Source organism: Phytohabitans aurantiacus (genome assembly GCF_027923225.1).
GTDB lineage: Bacteria > Actinomycetota > Actinomycetes > Mycobacteriales > Micromonosporaceae > Phytohabitans > Phytohabitans aurantiacus.
Genome location: NZ_BSDI01000024.1, coordinates 32,106 through 48,806, shown reverse-complemented (window position 1 = coordinate 48,806; position 16,701 = coordinate 32,106). Strand labels below are relative to the sequence as shown.

General features: G+C 73.2%; 15 protein-coding genes. 3 read left to right on the top strand and 12 right to left on the bottom strand.

Going from position 1 to position 16,701, the window contains the following annotated elements:
• Positions 1-113: 113 nt before the first annotated feature.
• The 6 genes from QMG73_RS23930 to QMG73_RS23905 are packed head-to-tail and all read right to left on the bottom strand — an operon-like array spanning position 114 to position 6,776.
• A complete protein-coding gene (locus QMG73_RS23930; protein WP_281899189.1) occupies positions 114-1,271 on the bottom strand; it encodes a lipid-transfer protein in 1,158 nt (385 codons plus the stop codon).
• Positions 1,268-1,651: a MaoC family dehydratase gene (locus QMG73_RS23925; RefSeq protein WP_281899187.1), complete on the bottom strand. Its 384-nt coding sequence runs from the start codon at positions 1,649-1,651 to the stop codon at positions 1,268-1,270. The genes QMG73_RS23930 and QMG73_RS23925 overlap by 4 nt, the downstream gene beginning before the upstream one ends.
• A complete protein-coding gene (locus QMG73_RS23920; RefSeq protein WP_281899185.1) occupies positions 1,648-2,532 on the bottom strand; it encodes a bifunctional MaoC family dehydratase N-terminal/OB-fold nucleic acid binding domain-containing protein in 885 nt (294 codons plus the stop codon). Before QMG73_RS23920 ends, QMG73_RS23925 begins: the two co-directional genes overlap by 4 nt.
• Positions 2,529-3,674 (bottom strand): acyl-CoA dehydrogenase family protein, encoded by a 1,146-nt coding sequence (locus tag QMG73_RS23915; protein WP_281899183.1) that lies wholly within the window; start codon positions 3,672-3,674, stop codon positions 2,529-2,531. Before QMG73_RS23915 ends, QMG73_RS23920 begins: the two co-directional genes overlap by 4 nt.
• Positions 3,659-4,702 carry an acyl-CoA dehydrogenase family protein gene (locus QMG73_RS23910; RefSeq protein ID WP_281899179.1) on the bottom strand — a complete coding sequence of 348 codons (1,044 nt, stop codon included), beginning with the start codon at positions 4,700-4,702 and terminating at the stop codon, positions 3,659-3,661. Before QMG73_RS23910 ends, QMG73_RS23915 begins: the two co-directional genes overlap by 16 nt.
• A 1-nt stretch (position 4,703) precedes the next feature.
• Positions 4,704-6,776 carry an acyl-CoA dehydrogenase gene (locus tag QMG73_RS23905; protein WP_281899177.1) on the bottom strand — a complete coding sequence of 691 codons (2,073 nt, stop codon included), beginning with the start codon at positions 6,774-6,776 and terminating at the stop codon, positions 4,704-4,706.
• Between the two features lie 98 nt (positions 6,777-6,874).
• On the opposite strand from QMG73_RS23905, the gene kstR reads away from it, so the two are divergent.
• On the top strand, positions 6,875-7,522 hold the full coding sequence (gene kstR, locus QMG73_RS23900) for a cholesterol catabolism transcriptional regulator KstR (protein ID WP_281899176.1): 648 nt from the start codon (positions 6,875-6,877) through the stop codon (positions 7,520-7,522).
• 7 nt (positions 7,523-7,529) lie between these two features.
• On the opposite strand, the gene QMG73_RS23895 is transcribed toward kstR, so the two are convergent.
• Positions 7,530-7,955 (bottom strand): type II toxin-antitoxin system Rv0910 family toxin, encoded by a 426-nt coding sequence (locus QMG73_RS23895; RefSeq protein WP_281899175.1) that lies wholly within the window; start codon positions 7,953-7,955, stop codon positions 7,530-7,532.
• 39 nt (positions 7,956-7,994) lie between these two features.
• On the bottom strand, positions 7,995-9,653 hold the full coding sequence (kstD, locus tag QMG73_RS23890) for a 3-oxosteroid 1-dehydrogenase (RefSeq protein WP_281899173.1): 1,659 nt from the start codon (positions 9,651-9,653) through the stop codon (positions 7,995-7,997).
• 38 nt (positions 9,654-9,691) lie between these two features.
• On the opposite strand from kstD, the gene QMG73_RS23885 reads away from it, so the two are divergent.
• Positions 9,692-10,405: a PaaI family thioesterase gene (locus tag QMG73_RS23885; RefSeq protein WP_281899171.1), complete on the top strand. Its 714-nt coding sequence runs from the start codon at positions 9,692-9,694 to the stop codon at positions 10,403-10,405.
• Positions 10,406-10,408: 3 nt separating this feature from the next.
• On the opposite strand, the gene QMG73_RS23880 is transcribed toward QMG73_RS23885, so the two are convergent.
• Genes QMG73_RS23880 through QMG73_RS23870 form a run of 3 tightly spaced genes read right to left on the bottom strand, consistent with a single transcriptional unit; the run spans position 10,409 to position 12,143 of the window.
• Positions 10,409-10,894 (bottom strand): nucleoside deaminase, encoded by a 486-nt coding sequence (locus tag QMG73_RS23880; protein ID WP_281899170.1) that lies wholly within the window; start codon positions 10,892-10,894, stop codon positions 10,409-10,411.
• A 23-nt stretch (positions 10,895-10,917) separates the two neighbouring features.
• On the bottom strand, positions 10,918-11,328 hold the full coding sequence (locus tag QMG73_RS23875) for a RidA family protein (RefSeq protein ID WP_281899169.1): 411 nt from the start codon (positions 11,326-11,328) through the stop codon (positions 10,918-10,920).
• Positions 11,329-11,336: 8 nt separating this feature from the next.
• A complete protein-coding gene (locus tag QMG73_RS23870) occupies positions 11,337-12,143 on the bottom strand; it encodes an NAD(P)-dependent oxidoreductase (RefSeq protein WP_281899167.1) in 807 nt (268 codons plus the stop codon).
• 80 nt (positions 12,144-12,223) lie between these two features.
• Between QMG73_RS23870 and QMG73_RS23865 the strand changes: the two genes are divergently transcribed.
• Complete coding sequence (locus QMG73_RS23865) at positions 12,224-13,120, top strand: LysR family transcriptional regulator (RefSeq protein WP_281899166.1); 897 nt, start codon at positions 12,224-12,226, stop codon at positions 13,118-13,120.
• A gap of 58 nt (positions 13,121-13,178) precedes the next feature.
• Here QMG73_RS23865 and QMG73_RS23860 read toward each other — a convergent pair whose 3' ends face one another.
• Positions 13,179-16,649, bottom strand: a complete 3,471-nt coding sequence (locus tag QMG73_RS23860; RefSeq protein ID WP_281899310.1) for an ATP-binding cassette domain-containing protein — start codon at positions 16,647-16,649, stop codon at positions 13,179-13,181.
• Positions 16,650-16,701 lie beyond the last annotated feature (52 nt).

The window sequence follows — 16,701 nt, the reverse complement described above, 5'->3', positions numbered from 1 at the left end:
AGGCTGGTCATGCCCTCAGTGTGCGCGCGCCATTGCCCCCTGTCAGGAGCTTGCGCCGTCGCCTTGGCGACGCTAAGAGACTTTTGGGCTACCGCGACGCCCGCCGCGGGCAGCTACACGCCACAGAGGATCAGGGCACTGGTAGGGACGCCGGTGCCGGCCGTCACCAGCACGGGGCCGAGGTCGGGGACCTGGTTGACGGCGGTGCCGCGCACCTGGCGGACCGCTTCGGCGATGCCGTTGACGCCGTGGATGTACGCCTCGCCGAGCTGGCCGCCGTGCGGGTTGAGGACGAGCCGGCCGCCGGGCTCGATGGCGCCGTCCGCGAGGAACCGCCCCGCCTCGCCGCGCGGGCAGAAGCCGAGCGCCTCCAGCTGCATCAGCACGTACGGCGTGAAGTGGTCGTACAGCACGGCCACCCGCACGTCGTCCGGAGCATATCCGGAGCGGCGCCAGAGCTGGCGGGCCACCACGCCCATCTCGGGCAGGCCGGCGACGTCGTCGCGGTAGTAGCTGGTCATCACGTACTGGTCGGGACCGCTGCCCTGGGCGGTCGCCGCGACGACAGCCGGCGGCTGGCGCAGGTCGCGGGCGCGGTCGAGGCTTGTCACCACGAGCGCCACCGCGCCGTCGCTCTCCTGGCAGCAGTCGAGCAGCCGCAGCGGCTCGGAGATCCAGCGGGACGCCTGGTGGTCGGCGAGGGTGATGGGTCGCTTGTGGAACCACGCGTGCGGGTTCGTGGCGGCGTGGCGGCGGCTGGCGACCGCGACCCGGCCGAAGTCCTCTGTGGACCCGCCGTACTCGTGCAGGTACCGCTGGGCGACCATCGCCACCATCGCGGCCGGCGTGGCGAGGCCCATCGGGTAGTGCCAGCCGGCGTCCACACCGGACGACGTGGGCGCGCCGGCGAGCGCGTGTGACACCTGCCCGAACCGGCGGCCGGAGCGTTCGTTGAGGGCGCGGTAACAGACCACGACGTCGGCGAGCCCGGCGTCGACGGCCAGCACCGCCTGCTGCACGATCCCGCAGGCCGCGCCGCCGCCGTACCCGACCTGGCCGAAGTACGTCAGCTCCGGCACTCCCAGCTCGCGGGCGACGGCGATCTCGGTACTGGTGTCCATCGTGAACGTCACCAGTCCGTCTACATCGGATGGTGCAAGTCCCGCGTCGGCGAGCGCGGCCCGGACCGCCTCGACGGCCAGCTTCAGCTCGCTGCGCCCGGAGTCCTTGCTGAACTCCGTCGCGCCGATCCCCACGATGGCAACACTCATGGCAATCGCACCCGCACCGTGCCGGTAACGTGCGCGCCGAGGCTGTTGCGCCCTGCCACGTCGACCACGCACTCGCCGCCGGCGACCTCGGCCACCGTGCCCGTGAAGGTGAGCGTCTCGTACGGGTGGCACGGCACGCCCAGCCGGATGGCGATCCGGCCCACCACCGCCTCCGGCCCGGCCCAGTCGGTGACGTACCGCTGCACCAGTCCCGTGGTGGTGAGGATGTTGAGGAAGATGTCCTTGCCGCCGCGCTGGACCGACCGGTCGCGGTCGTGGTGCACGTCCTGGAAGTCGCGGGTGGCGATGGCGGTGCTGACGACGAGCGTCGGCGTGATCTCGACTGACCACTCAGGCAGTGCGGTGCCGACCCCGGTCATGACAGCCGCCACGCGGGCAGCGCGAGCGTCGCGTCGACGCGCACGAAGTCGACCCGCACGGGCGCGCCGATCCGCGCCTCGGCCGGGTCGCAGTCGAGCAGCTCCCCCATCACGCGTACCCCTTCCCGCAACTCGACAAGCGCGACGACGAACGGCGCCTTATGGCCCGGCACCGGAGGGTGGTGGTGGACGACGTAGCTGTACACCGTGCCGGTGCCCGCCGCGACCACGTATCCGGGGCGCATGGCGCCGCACCGGGGGCAGGAGGGGCCGGGTGGGTGCCGCAGCGCGCCGCACTCCTCACACCGCCAGATGCGCAGCTCGCCCTTGACCGTGCCGGCCCAGAAGTACTCGGTGTCGGGGCTCACGACGGGCCGGAGCGCGGCCCGCGGCGCCGGCTTGTACTTGAGGATCCGGAACAGCATGGTGGCGACCGGCTCGGCGCCGACGTACCAGGTGCTTTCGGTGGTGAAGAACCAGCCCTCGCCGAGCGCGGTGCGCTTGGGGCCGGTGATGTCGACGAGCTTGCTCCGCACCGCGACCCGCTCCCCCTCCCGCAGGTACCGGTGGTACGTCTGCTCGCAGTTGGTGGCCACCACGGAGGTGAAGCCGGCCGCGTCGAGCACCGCCGACATCGCGGCGAGCGGGTCGTGCGGGTCGGGAGCCGGGCGCAGGCCCCGCATCGTCCACACCTGCGTCATCGCGGGCGGTGCGAGCCCGTCCCGCTCGTACACGGGGTTGTCGTCGCCCATCGCCTCCAGCCAGTTGCGCACCATCGGCATGTTGACGGCGTCGCGGGCCACCCGGGGTGGGCTCTCGCCAGCGGCGATGATCCGCTTGGCCTCGTCCAGAATGTCCGCGGCGTCGAAGGAAGCGGTCATCGCGGCACCCTTGGCAAGGAGAGACCGGCCGTCGCGATCAGCTCCCGCTGGACCTCGTTGGCTCCGCCGCCGAACGTCAGCACCAGGTTGCGCTTGATCTGGATGTCCAACCAGGACAGCAGCCGCCCGGTTTCCTCGTCCGCCGGGTCGCCGTGCCGCCCGACCACCTCCACGAGTTCCTCCCCCAGTCGTTGCAGGCTCTCGGACGCGAACACCTTCGTCGCCGACGCGTCTGCCACCCGCACCGGGTCGACGGCCGCCACCTGCCAGTTGAGCAGCTCGTTGACGCGCAGCGTGGCGTACGCCCGGCTCAGCACCCGCCGCACGTCCGGCTCGTCCACAAGGGACCGTGCCGCCGCCCAGTCGCGCACCCGGTCGTAGAGCGCGCCCAGCCGCCCGGCCGGGCCGAGCATCACCCGCTCGTGGTTGAGCTGGGTGGTGATCAGGCGCCAGCCGGCGTTCTCGGCGCCGACCCGCATCTCGACCGGTACCCGGACGTCGCTGTAGTAGGTGGCGTTGACGTGGTGCGCGCCGTCGGCCGTGATGATGGGTGTCCACGAGTACCCGGGGTCTTTGGTGTCGACGATGAGGATCGAGATGCCCTTGTGCTTGGGCGCCTCCGGGTCGGTGCGGCACGCCAGCCAGACGTAGTCGGCGTCGTGCGCGCCCGTGGTGAACGTCTTCTGTCCATTCACGACGTACGCGTCGCCCTGCCGCACGGCGCGGGTGCTCAGGGAGGCCAGGTCGGTGCCGGCGCCCGGCTCGGTGTACCCGATGGCGAAGTGGACGTCGCCGGCCAGGATGCGGGACAGGAAGAAGTCCTTCTGCGAGTCTGTGCCGTGGGTCAGCAGGGTCGGCCCGACGGTCTGGAGCGTGACCGAGGGCAGCGGCACGTCCGCGCGCACCGCCTCGTCGACGAAGATCTGCTGCTCCACCGGCCCGAAGCCGCGCCCGCCGTACTCCACCGGCCAGCCCACGCCGAGCCAGCCGTCGCGCCCCATCCGCTTCACCACCGCGCGGAGTACGGGGCCGTGCCGCTCGCGCAGCAGCGCCGCCCGCTCGTCGGGTGTCATGAGGCCGGCGAAGTAGGCCCGCAGTTCGGCGCGCAGCGCGTACTGTGCCTCGGTCAGGTCGACGAACACGGCACCTCCCCCAACCGGTACTCGGCGCCGCCGATGAGCCGCACCAGGTCGGTGACCAGCGCGGAGTACCGGTGCAGCGGGTAGCTCACGTCGAGGCCGACACCGCCGTGGAGGTGGTGGCAGGTGCGCATGGCCGGTGGTCCCTGACTGGCGAGCCAGTACGCGGCGACGCTCAGGTCGGTGTCGGCGGGGCGGCCGGTGCCGAGGCGCCACGCCGCGGCGAGCGCCGCCAGGTGTGTCGTGCGTGCGGCCACGTACACGTCGGCGACTTGCTGAGCCACCGCCTGGAACGTGGCGAGCGGCTTGCCGAACTGCTCCCGGGAGCCCACGTGCGCCGAGGTGCGGTCCAGCGCCCCGGCGAGCGCCCCGGCACCGGTGGCGCACGTGGCGGCGAGCGTGCACCGGTACAGGTCGGCCACCGTCACGCCGGACAGCAGCTCGGCGGCCACCCCGTCGAGCCGCACGGTGTACTCCGGGTCGCCGGTCGAGCTGTGCGTGCGGTGGAGTGTCACGCCCGCGTCGGCGGGGTCCACAATGGCCACCGCCGTCCCACCGTCGACCGATACCGGCACGAGAATGCGATGGGCCCGCGACGCGTACGGGACGCCCACCTTCACCCCGCTCACCAAAGGCGCCGCCGTGGTGCGAGGACGTGCCGGCATCGGGTCACCGGGTTCCCGGACGGCCGCGGTCAGCAGGGTGTCTCCGGCCGCGACCCCGGACAGCAGCGCCGCCCGCTGCGCCGCGTCGGTCGCCCGCGCCACCGGCAGCACGCCGAGCGCGAGGGCGAGCGCCGGTACCGGCACGGCCCGCCGCCCGATCTCCGCGAGCGTCAGGCAGGTCTCGACCACGCCGAGCCCCGCCCCGCCCGACTCCGGCGGCACCGCCAGGGCCAGCAGGCCCGCCTGGGCGAGCGCCTTCCAGACCCGCTCGGGCGGATCGTCGCCGGTGCCGTCGAGCACCTCGGCGGCGAGCCGCACGACGGCTTCCTGCGTCTCATCGGGCGCGAAGTCCAGCGCGAGGTCCATGTCAGCGACCCTCCCGGGGCAGGCCCAGCACCCGCTGCGCCACGACGGACAGCAGGATCTGCGTGGTGCCACCGGCGATGCTCAGGCACCGGCTCAGGAGGAACTCGTGCACCGCCTCGGCGCCGTCGCCGTCTGCCGCCGCGCCCGCCTCGCCGAGACACACGAGTGCTGCCTCGGCGACCGCCTGCCGGTGCGCCACGCCGACGAGCTTGGCCACGGCCGACTCCGGGCCGCCGGGCTGGCCGTCGAGGCGGCGCAGCGCGGCCCGTACGTCCAGAAGGGACACCGCGAGCCCGCCCGCCACGAGACCGCCGAGCAGCTCCGCCGGGGCGCCGGCCGCGACCAGCCGCTCCACGCCCTCGCCGAACGACGAGCCCCGCGACATCGCCACCCGCTCGTACGCGAGCGTGCCGCGCGCCAGCCGCCAGCCATCGCCGGGCTGACCCACGACACAGTCGTCGGGCACGAACACGCCGTCGAGGAAGACCTCGTTGAAGACCGCGCGCCCGGTCAGCTCCCGCAGCGGCCGCACCTCGACGCCGGGCGAGCGCATCGGTACGAGAAAGTACGTGAGCCCCTTGTGCTTGGGCGCGTCGGGGTCGGTGCGGGCCAGGCAGATGCCCCAGTCGGCGTCGGCGGCGAGGGACGTCCAGACCTTCTGACCGGTCAGTCGCCAGCCGCCCGGTGCCGCCTCCGCCCGCATACGCAGCGATGCCAGGTCGGAGCCCGCCTCCGGCTCGCTGAACAGCTGGCACCAGGTGATCTCGCCGCGCAGCGACGGGCCGGCGAAGCGCTCGCGCTGGGCTTCGGTGCCGTGGCTCAGGATCGTGGGCACCGCCCAGCCGGCGATGGCGATGTCGGGCCGGGTCACCCCGGCGCGGTCCAGCTCGGCGTCGAGGGCGAGCTGTTCGGCCGGCCCGGCACCGAGCCCGTACGGGGCCGGCCACTGTGGAGCGAGGTATCCCGCGTCGGCGAGCGCGACCCGCCGCTCCCCCTCCGGTAGCGCGGCGATCCCGGCGACCCGGACGCGTACCTCGGGCGGCGCGGACGTGTCCCCTATGGACAGCGTGCGCCGGGCGCCGGCCACGGCCAGCTCGGCGGCTCGCGCGCGCCAGGCCGCCCCGCCGCCGAGGAACTGGCGCAGCGCCACCGCCCGGCGCAGGTACAGGTGCGCGTCGTGCTCCCAGGTGAAGCCGATGCCGCCGAGCACCTGTACGCAGTCCTTGGCGTTGTCGACGCCCGCGTCCAGCGCGACCGCCGCAGCGGCGGCCACCGCGAGGGGAAACTCCTCGGGCGCCTCGTCGAACGCCCGGGCGGCGTCCCACACCAGCGCCGTGGCCCGCTCGGCGCGGCAGAGCATCTCGGCACACATGTGCTGTACCGCTTGGAAAGCGCCGATCGGCCGGCCGAACTGCTGGCGCACCTTGGCGTACTCGGCGGCCGTGCGCGTGGCCCAGCTGGCGACGGCGGTGGACTCGACGGCGGCGACCAGCGCCGCGATGTCCTTGACCCGCGCGGTCGTGAGCGGCAGGCGGCGCTCCGCTGGCAGGACGCCGGCCTCGACGACGCCGATCGGCCGCGAGAAGTCGACGGCCGTGCGCGGCGTCACCCGGGCGTCGAGCAGATACCAGCCGCTGTCCCCCGGAAGGAAGCCCGGCAGGAGGACATGAGAGGCGCCGGCGCCGAGGACGAACCCACCGGGCGTCAGGCAGAGGGCCACGGTCGCGCCGCCGGACGCGAGCGCGGGCAGCGCCTCCTTGGCGGCGGGCAGGTCGGCGTGGTCGGCCAGCGCGAGCGCGGCGACGAGTGTGGGGAGCACGGGACCGGGCACCAGCGCTTCCGCGAGAGCCTCGACGGCGCTGGCCAGGTCGGCGGCGGTGCCACCGGCTCCACCGCACGGCTCCGGCAGCGCGATCGCGAAGACGCCGAGGCCGGCCACGCCCGCCCAGTGCCGCTCCCAGGCGGCCGGCGTCTCCTCCATCGCGCGGACGGTCACGAGCGTGCCCGCGCCGGCGGCCCAGCGGCGCACCGACTCCCGCAGGGCCCGCTGCTCCTCCGTGATGGCAATCGGCACGCTGGAATTAGAACACGTTTCACTATGTTGAGACCAGTACACGTGCGCGTAACAGCAGCATTGCTAGTCTTGACGCAACGAGATCCCGGAGAGGAAGCATGGCAGCACCGAGAACAAATACCAGCAATCCCGCTTTGGGCACGCTCGCCGCCGACGCCGAGCAGGGTTCCGCCGCGCAGCGCGACCGGCGCCGCCGCATTCTCGACGCGACGCTCCAGCTCGCCTCCAAGGGCGGCTACGACGCGGTGCAGATGCGCGCCGTCGCGGAGCGCGCCGAGGTGGCACTCGGCACGCTGTACCGCTACTTCCCCTCCAAGATCCACCTGCTGGTGTCGGCGCTCGCCCGGGAGCTGGACCGCTCGCAGGAGAAGCTCACCCGCGCCCCGATCCCCGGCGACACCTCGTACGACCGCATGCTCTTCGTGCTCGGCAAGGTGACCCGCTCGATGCAGCGCGACCCGCTGCTGACCGAGGCGATGACGCGGGCGTTCATGTTCGCCGACCCGTCGGCGGCCACCGAGGTCAACGCCGTGGCGCGGCTGATGGAAGACATGTTCACCCGGGCCATCCACGAGGGCGAGGCCTCCGCGGACGACCGGGCGACGGCCCGGGTGATCGGTGACGTCTGGCTGTCGAACCTGGTCGCCTGGGTGACCCGGCGCGCCTCCGCCAACGACGTCATCAACCACCTCGAGCTCGCCGCCCGGCTGCTGCTCGCGACGCCCCGCCCTGAGACGCCAGAGTAGGGCTAGCTCAGAGCAGGGCAGTGAACTTGGCCAGGGACTGCTGAGCGGCGGTCCCGGCCTGCTTCTCCAGCATGCCCGCCATCGGTCCGGCGAGCGCCGGCCCGTTGAACTCCATCTCGTACGTGATCTTCGAGCCGTCGCCGGATGGCTCGACGTAGAAGCGGTTGGCCGCCTTGACGCCCATCGGGCCATCGCCGGCCAGTTCGAGCCGCCCGGCGTCGGCGGTCGCCACCCGCCACGCCATCTCGGCGGGCATCCCCATGAGCTTGACCCGCTGGCGGTACGCGGCGCCCTCCGTGAGCGTCGCTGGCACCTCCCCCGTGAAGCCCTCGTGCATGGTGTTCCACTCCGCCCAGCGGGGCAGGTCGGTCGCGAGCTCCCACACCCGGTCGGGTCCGGCGGCGGCCTCGGCTGAAACGCTTACCTTCGGCATTGCTTACCTCCCGTAACTGTGTTCCGACTGAAACTTGTTCTAACTCTGGGCCAGGTCGCGTCCGGCGACATACCCGAAGGTCATCGCCGGGCCGAGTGTCGAGCCGGCGCCCGCGTAGCTGTAGCCCATGACCGCGCCGCTCGCGTTTCCGGCCGCGTAGAGGCCGGGGATCACCGAGCCGTCGGGGCGCAGCGCGCGGGCGCGCGCGTCGGTGCGGATGCCGCCCTTCGTGCCCAGGTCGCCGGGGACGATCTTGAACGCGTAGTACGGCGGCAGGTCGAGCGTCGCCAGGCAGGGGCTGGGCTGGTTGGTGGGGTCGGCGAAGTACGCGTCGTAGGCGCTGTCGCCGCGCCGGAAGTCGGTGTCGCGGCCGGCGCGGGCCAGCCCGTTGAAGCGGGTGATCGTGGCGCGCAGGGCCGCCGGCGGTACGCCGATCTTGGTGGCCAGCCCCTCGATGGTCCAGTCGCGGTGCAGGGCGCCGCTCGAATACCACGCGTCCGGGTACGGGAGCGCGGGCGAGACGTCCTTGAAGAGGTACCGGTTGCGGTACTTCTGGTCGGTCACCATCCAGCACGGGATGTGCGGGACCTGGGCGGTGTGCTTGTCGTACATGGTGTGCACGACGTCGGAGTACGGCGCGGCCTCGTTGACGAACCGGTTTCCCGCCGCGTTGACGAAGATGTTGCCGGGCAGGGTGCGCTCGGACAGGCAGAAGTACGGGCCGTCCGGCAGCGGGATCATCGGGCCCCACCAGGCGTCGTCCATCAGCTCCAGGCTGGCGCCGGCCCGCGCGCCCGCCTCGATGCCGTCGCCGGTGTTGGAGGCGGCGCCGACCGTCCAGTCCACGCCGATCGGCTCCCGCTGGAACTGCTTGCGCATGCGCTCGTTGTGCTCGAACCCGCCCGAGGCGAGCAGCACCCCCCGGGCGGCCTTGACCAGCAGGTCCTCGCCGTCCGCGGTGGTCGCCCAGACGCCCGCGACCCGCCCGTTCTGCACGTACAGGTCGGTCAGCGCCGTGTTGAGTAGGACCGGCACGTCGGCGGCGATCAGCCCGGCCCGCAGCCCACCCGCCAGCGCCTGCCCCATCGTGATCGGCTTCTGGCCCCGCAGGGACAGGTCCAGGTACCGCCGGACGATCTCGGTCGCGGTCGCCAGGCCGCGCGGGTGGCGGGCGATCAGCGCCAGCCACTTGTAGTCGACGGCGAGCACGACCGTGCCCGCCGGCACGGCCAGGTACGGCGGGTTGAGGTTGGCGGCCTCGGTGCCGAGGATGTTGGCGTCGAGCGGCGCCGGCTCGATCGAGCGGCCGTTCGGCATGCCGCCGGCCAGCTCCGGGTAGTAGTCCGGGTAGCTCTCCATCCAGGAGAACCGCAGCGGCGTGTTGCGGAGCAGGAACGAGATGGTGGCGGGACCGTTGTCCAGGTACGCCCGCTGCCGAGCCGCGGGTGAGCCGGACCCGACGACGGCCGTCAGGTAGGCGGTGGCCTTGGCCGGCGTATCCGGCACGCCCGCCGCGAGCACCACCTCGTTGTTGGGCACCCAGATGCCCGCGCCGGAGCGGGCCGTGGAGCCGCCGAACTTTCCGGCCTTCTCGATGAGGATGGTCCGCAACCCCTGTTTGGCCGCGGCGAGCGCGCCGGTCATGCCCGCCGCGCCAGCCCCGACCACGACGGCGTCGTACTCTACAGTGGTGGTCATCACACCTCCTCAGAATTAGAACAGGTTATAACTAAGACATGGGCCGGAGCTACCACACGATCGACTCCACTTCTCCGCCGCCACCCGAGTCCCCCTCCGTGGAGGACCGGCGAGCGGCCATCGCGGAGCTCGGCGAGGCACTGCGCACCCTCGTCGAGCAGGCCGCCGCCAGCGAGTCACCGGCCGACGAGCTGCGCCGCGCGGCCGCCCTCGTGCGCGAGGCCACCATCCCGGTCGGCAAGCAGCAGCGCACCCGCGGCCAGATCCCCAGCGCCGACGACCTGCTCGGCGGCGTGCGGATGCACAACCCGGTGTGTGGTGACGGCAGCGCTATCGCGCCGCCGCTGCGCGTCGAGGTCGTCGAGGGCAAGGCCGTCGGCACGTGCACGCTTGGTCTCGTCTACGAAGGCCCGCCGATGTACGCCCACGGCGGCATCAGCGCACTACTCCTGGACCAGATCCTGGGGTACGCCACCAGCGTCGCCGGCCACCCGGGGATGACCGTGCGGCTCGACACCCAGTACCGCGCCCCGGTGCCGTTGCGGACACCGTTGCGGCTGGCCGCCGAGGTCGTGGGCGTCGACGGCCGCAAGGTGACCGCCCGCGCCACCATCACGACAGAGTCCGAGCCCGACGCGGTACTCGTCGAGGCGACCGGGCTGTTCGTGGCACTGCGCTCAGACCAGTCCGAGCGTCTCTTCGGCGAGGCCCTCCACCCCGACGCCTCCAACCCCGCCGCCGCCCACGACTAACGGTCAGGCGCCGGGGGCGTTGTGGAAGCGGCGGTGCAGCTCGCGGACCCGGGCGGTCAGCTTGGGTACCGGGCCCTCCACGTCGGCTTCGGGCACGATGTCGCGGATCGGCAGCGCGCGTACCGGCGGTAGGGGCGCGTCCATCTCGGCGAGCCAGCCCTCCAGTTGGGCGGACGACGCCACGTACACGATGCGGCCGAGCCCCACCCAGCCGTGCGCCGCCGCGCACATCGGGCAGTGCTCGCCGGAGGTGTACACGGTCGCGGTCTCGCGCTCGGCCGGGGCGAGGTTGGCCGCCGCCCAGCGTGCGAGCGCCAGCTCCGCGTGCTGGGTGTGGTCGCCGCCGGCGACGCGGTTGTGGTCTTCGGCAAGCACCGTGCCGTCGGCACCGACGAGTACGGCGCCGAACGGCTCATCGCCGGCAGCGAGCGCCTCCTCGGCGAGTTCAACGCAGCGGTGCAGGTGCCGGAGATCCCCGTGGCCCATCATGCCGGCCAGCCTAGAACCTACCGCTACGCGGCGCTGACCGCCGCTGTCACCTCGACCTCCAGCACCGCGCCGGGGAGGAACAGGCGGCGCACCTCGACGGTGGTGCTCGCTGGTGGCGTGCCGCCCGCGAACAGGCGGCGCCGCACCGCGCCGTACGCGGGCAGGTCGTCGAGGTTCGTCATGAACGTACGCACGTGCAGTATGTCGCCGAAGCCAGCGCCGTGCGCGGCCAGCACGCCGCCGATGATCTCGAAGATCCGCTCGGACTGCGCGGTGGCGTCGCCGGGCGCGTACACGGCGCCGGTGTCGTCGACGGCGACCTGGCCGGCCAGCACGAGCAGCGCGCCACCAAGCAGGTCGACGCGGGCCACATGCGCGAACCGGTCACCGAAGGGTGCGGCCACGCTCGCGGGGTTGTCCAGGGTCAGGCGCACGATACTCCTTATTGGACGATGACGCCGAGGTCAGCGCCTCGGTTCTCTACAGTGGACAGTGTGTCTGCCGCGCCTCGGGCGACGGGAGCGGGCGTCGCACCCAACGCGCGCAGTGCGAGGCCGAGGTCCTTGGCGGCGAGCGCCACACTGAACGCGGATCCGCTTCCACCCAGCCGCCCAGCCACGCCGCCCAGCGCCCCGGCGCCGATCACGTCCAGCGCCGCGTCCCGGTCGACGCCGAGCGCCCGCGCGACGGCGAGGGTGTCGGCGAGTGCGGCCACGGCGGTCACGAGCGCGGTGTTGGCGACGAGCTTCATGGCGGCGCCGGCGCCGAGGCCGCCGCAACGGCGCACGGTGCCGAGGGCGGACAGCACGGGCTCGACCCGGTCGAGCGCGGCGGGTTCGCCGCCGGCGAGCACCCGCAGCTGCCCCGAGGCGGCCGCGCCGACGCTGCCGCCAACCGGTGCGTCGACCAGGTCGACGCCGGCGGGCAGCCGGGACACCAGGGCGCGCACGGCGTCAGGCCCGAGGGTGGACATCTCCACGAGGCAGGCGCCCGGACGCAGCGCCGCCGCGGCGCCGCGGGCGAACAACACGTCCTCGACCGCTGACCCGTCGGTCAGCATCGTGATGACGGCGTCGGCGTCGCGAGCGGCGTCGGCCGCGGACGCGGCCAGGGTCGCCCCATCCGCCGCGAGGGGCGCCGCACGCTCTGGCGTGCGATTCCAGGCGATTACCTGGTACCCGCTGGCGAGCAGCCGCCGCGCGATGGGCGTGCCCATGTGTCCGGTTCCGAGTACGGCGATGGTCTTCACGGTTGGCAACGGTATGGCGGACATTGCCATGTCACCAACGAATGTCACGCATAGCTGCGATGCGCAGATAGCATGGGTGCGTGCAGATCCAATCGCTGGAGGTCTTCCACGCGGTCGCCCGGCATGGCTCCATCACCGTGGCGGCGCGGGCTTTGCGGTACACCCAGTCGGCGGTGTCCCGGCAGATCGCCGCGCTGGAGGCGGAGACCGGCGCCCGGCTGTTCGACCGGCTCCCGCGCGGTGTCGCGCTCACCGAGGAGGGACGCTGCCTGCTCGGGCACGCGGACGCGGTACTCGATCGGCTGGCGACCGCGCAGCGTGACCTGGCGGCGCTGCGTGGCCTCGGCGCGGGCCGGTTGAGGGTTGGCGCGTTTCCCACCGCGGTGGCCGCGCTCGTGCCGCGCGCCCTCTCCGCGTTCCGCGCGGAGTACCCGGAGGTGACCCTGTCTCTTGTGGAGGGTCGCACGCCACAGCTGCTGGAGCGGCTCGCCGACGGCGACGCGGACGTGGCCGTGGTGAGCGCGCCGCCCGACCAGCCGCTGGATGGCAGCCGGTTCGCCCTGCGCCATCTGCTCGACGAGCGGCTCCTGGTGGCGGTACCACGCACACACCGGCTGGCCCGGCGGCGCACCGTGCGGCTGACCGAGTTGACCGGGGAGTCCTTTGTGGTCGGCTCCGCGACCGCCGAGGAGACGCTGTTGCGGGCCACGCTGCCGAGCGGTTTCCAGCCACGGATCGACATCGTCGCCGCGGAGTGGACGGGCAAGCTCGGCTGCGTCGCGGCCGGGCTGGGCGTGGCTTTGGTGCCAGCGCTCGCGATCCGGGCCACGCCCGCCGACCTCGCGCTGCTGCGGCTGCACCGCGACGATGCGACGGTGCGGCGGGTGTTCGCGGCCACGCTGGCCGGCCGGCGCACCCCGCCGGCGGTCGAGCCGTTTGTCCACATGCTCACGACGGAGGCCGCCGCGCTGTCATGATCAGGGCGTCCCTCAAGTCGTTAGAACGACTTGAGGGACGCCCTGATCACGGAGGTGGTTAGCCGGCGAGGTGGCCCCAGTGGGGTTCCAGGTCGCGCCAGGTGCCCTGGGCCACCGGGCTGCCGGCCTGGAGGACGACCACGCGGTCGGCCTGGGCCAGGGCGGCCCGCTTGGACGTCGAACCCACCACCGTCACCCCATGGGATCGCAGCGCCCGCCACAGGTCCAGCTCGGTCGTGACGTCGAGCGCGGACGATACGTCGTCGGCGACCAGGAGCTCGGTGCGCGGCGCCAGCGCTCTCGCGAGGGCCAGGCGCTGCAGCTGCCCACCCGACAGGCGGGTGCCCTTGTGCCCGATCAGCAACGACAGCCCCGCACCCGCGGCGGCCAGGTCGTGGTCGAGCTGGGCCGTGGACACCGCACCGGCCGCGTCGACCTCGTGGCCGAGGCGGATGTTGTCGGCGACGGTGCCCGACAGTACCCGGGGTAGCTGGGCCACGTAGCCGACCTGGTTGGGCCGCAGGAACAGCTCCGGCTCGGTGACCGCCTGGCCGTTCCACTGTAGGTCACCGGTGTGGTGCACGATGCCGGCGAGCGCCCGCAGCAGCGACGACTTTCCCGAACCCACCGGGCCGAGCAGAAGCACCAACTGTCCACGTTCGACGGCCAGGTCGACGTCGCGGACGCCGACCGTGCCGTCCTCGTGCACGGCGCTGAACCCGACCAGGTCAAGCCTCCTCAGTGGATGCCGGGGCGCGGCCGCCGGGGCGGGCGCGGTGCCCTCCGACAGGTCGAGGCCCGGCACGGGCGCGGAGTACTGGCCGGTGCCGGTCATCGCGACGGTGCGCCGGGTCCACACGCGGGCCGACGGCAGCTGCGACACGAGCGACGCCGTCGTCCACGCGAACCACTGTGCCGAGTACAGCGTGGTCACCGCGACCAGTGCGGCGCCCGACGTGAGCGAGCCGCCCAGGTACAGCGCCCACACCGCGATCGGCGCCAGTCCACTGAGGACGGCGGGCGTCGAGCGGGCCCAGACCTGCACCGAGATCTCCCGCCGCTGCCGGTCGCTGCGCGCGCGGTCGAGCCTGGCCAGGTGCGCCAGGACCGGCTCGGTCGCGCCGGCCAGCTTGACCGTGCGGGCCGCGGACAGCGACGACACTAGGGAGGTGGCGAACGCGGCGCGGGCCGACACGGTGCGCCGGGCGGCCCGCTCCAGCATCGGCGCGAAGAGCGTCGCTGCCAGGCCGGACAGCACGATCGTGCAGAGGAAGAACAGGCCCGGCACGATCGAGCCGGACACCGCCGTCATCGACACCAGCACCAGTACCGCGATTGACTGATCGATCAGGTTGTCGGCCAGTACGACCACGCGCTCGGTCTCGCCGCCCTGCGCCACCACGGCCGCCGGGCTGTGCGAGCTGACCCGGCGCGGGCCGGTCTGCCCGTGTACCAGGCGGGCGCTGATGCGCAGCATCTGCCTGACCCACCACTCAGGGAACCACTGGAAGGTGCGGTACGGCACGGGTATCGCCACGAGCAGGCCCGCGACGATGCCGGCGGCCGGCCAGAACAGCCCTCCCGAGCCGTCGACCAGGTCGGCCCAGAGCCACGACAGCAGCGCGCCGTCGAGGCCGAGCAGCACCATGACGACGAACAGCGACACCGCGCCCAGGCCGTAGCGCGGGTCGTTGGTGGCGAGCCGCACGATCTCGCGCAGGGTGCGGGCGGGCGGCGGATCCGGTACCGGTGGCGGGTCGGTCTTGGGCGGCGCGGCGATCTCGGTCGCTGGCAGCGCGACCATCGCCTCGACCTCGGCCGGCGCCTCGGCCAGCGCGACCGCCCCGGCGGCGCCACCGCGCGCGGGCATCGCGGCGCCCGCCGTGGCCAGCAACCGCGCGAACCGCTCCGACTCCTCCAGCGGCCCGGCCTCGACGACCTCGCCGTCGGCGAGCACCACGACCTCGTCGCAGCGGCGCACCGAGGAGAGCCGGTGCGCGATGACGATGCCGATCCGGTCGCGCAGCAGGCGTTCGGTGGCGCGTTGCACGCGACGTTCGGTGACCGGGTCCATCCGCGCGGTGGCCTCGTCGAGGATCACCACGTGCGGGTCGCGGACCAGGATGCGCGCGAACGCCACGAGCTGCTCCTGGCCGGACGACAGCACGTGGCCACCCTCGCCGAGCTTGGTGTGCATGCCGTCCGGCAGGTCGGCGACCCACGACGACAGGCCGAGCTCATCGAGGGCGCGGGCCGCCGGTTCGAGTAGGTCGGGGTCGAAGAGCGCGATGTTCTCCGCGAGCGTGCCGGCCAGTACCTCGGTGCGCTGCGGCACCACGGCGACCCAGCGGCGCAGCGCCTCGACGTCGACGTCGAGCAGGTCCACGCCGCCGAGAAAGACGGTGCCGCGGGGCACGTCGACGGAGCGCGTCAACACCTTGGCCAATGTGGACTTACCCGAGCCGCTGCGCCCGATCAGCGCGTAGGAACGGCCGCGGGCGAACGCCAGGTCCACATTGCTCAGTGCCGGCCGGGCGCCGCTGCCGTACCCGAAGGTCAGGTCACGGACGGCGAGGTCGCCGTCGATGGGCGCGGCCCCGCCGGCCGGTTCCTGCTTCGCGGTTCGCAGCAGCTGTACCCGGGCCCAGGCACCGAGCGCGTGCTGCAGCTCGGGCACCATCCGGCTCATCTGCTCCACCGTGCCGCCGAAGCCGATCGCGAGCAGCCACACGGCCGTCAGCCGCGCTCCGTCGATCTGGCCGCCCGCGAGGGCCCACACGCCGCCGGCCACCATCACGGCGATGCCGGCGCGCATGGCACCGGACGCGATGGTGGTAACGACCGCGGACAGTTGCCACACCACGCGGCCGCGGCTCAGCACCCGGCTGGCCCGCTGGGCGTACAGGCGCAGCACGTACGGGCGGGCGAGCGAGCTGCGTACGTCGTCCTGGCCGTGGATGGACTCCTCCATCACGGCGGCCAGGTCGGACCACGCCTCCTCTTCCCTCATCCGCGCGGCGGAGATGCGGCCCGCCGGGCGTTTGAGGCCGACGGTCAACGCGGCGGCCAGCAGGAACATGGCGATCGCCGCCGGCCACCACACGACGGTGGCGGTGACGATGGACAGCACGCCAACGGTCAGGGCGCGGGCGACCCGCACACCTTCGTTGCGCACGGCGGCGCCCACCTGGTACACGTCGCCGTCGATGCGGTCGAGCAGCTCGCCGACCGGTGTGGTCTCCAGCGTCGGCAGGTCCTGGCCGAGCGCCACCCGGCAGAGCCGGCGGCGTACGTCGGCGGTCCAGTCGGCGGTGAGCCCGGCGGCGATGAGGTTGACGACCATCTCGCTGAGGACGGCGGCGACGAGCGCCGCGGCGAGCACGAAGAAGAGCGTCGTCGAGCGGTCGACGAGTACCGGCCCCGCGAGCGCGGCGGCGGACGCCTGCCCCGCGGCACCGAGCACGACGAGTCCGGCCACGAGCGCGACGCGGCGCGGTGACGTGGCCCACAGGTCGCTGAGCAGGCGCATGGCAGGCATCTCCCGGAGGTTTGGGTGCGGCCTACCAGCCTGCGCTCCTTAC

What these genes read in the sequence shown, in the direction of transcription:
- kstD (WP_281899173.1), bottom strand. Translation starts at nt 9,653, where the DNA reads ATGACCACCACTGTAGAGTACGACGCCGTCGTGGTCGGGGCTGGCGCG.
- QMG73_RS23860 (WP_281899310.1), bottom strand. Translation starts at nt 16,649, where the DNA reads ATGCGCCTGCTCAGCGACCTGTGGGCCACGTCACCGCGCCGCGTCGCG.
- QMG73_RS23920 (WP_281899185.1), bottom strand. Translation starts at nt 2,532, where the DNA reads ATGACCGCTTCCTTCGACGCCGCGGACATTCTGGACGAGGCCAAGCGG.
- QMG73_RS23880 (WP_281899170.1), bottom strand. Translation starts at nt 10,894, where the DNA reads ATGATGGGCCACGGGGATCTCCGGCACCTGCACCGCTGCGTTGAACTC.
- QMG73_RS23910 (WP_281899179.1), bottom strand. Translation starts at nt 4,702, where the DNA reads ATGGACCTCGCGCTGGACTTCGCGCCCGATGAGACGCAGGAAGCCGTC.
- kstR (WP_281899176.1), top strand. Translation starts at nt 6,875, where the DNA reads ATGGCAGCACCGAGAACAAATACCAGCAATCCCGCTTTGGGCACGCTC.
- QMG73_RS23885 (WP_281899171.1), top strand. Translation starts at nt 9,692, where the DNA reads ATGGGCCGGAGCTACCACACGATCGACTCCACTTCTCCGCCGCCACCC.
- QMG73_RS23930 (WP_281899189.1), bottom strand. Translation starts at nt 1,271, where the DNA reads ATGAGTGTTGCCATCGTGGGGATCGGCGCGACGGAGTTCAGCAAGGAC.
- QMG73_RS23925 (WP_281899187.1), bottom strand. Translation starts at nt 1,651, where the DNA reads ATGACCGGGGTCGGCACCGCACTGCCTGAGTGGTCAGTCGAGATCACG.
- QMG73_RS23895 (WP_281899175.1), bottom strand. Translation starts at nt 7,955, where the DNA reads ATGCCGAAGGTAAGCGTTTCAGCCGAGGCCGCCGCCGGACCCGACCGG.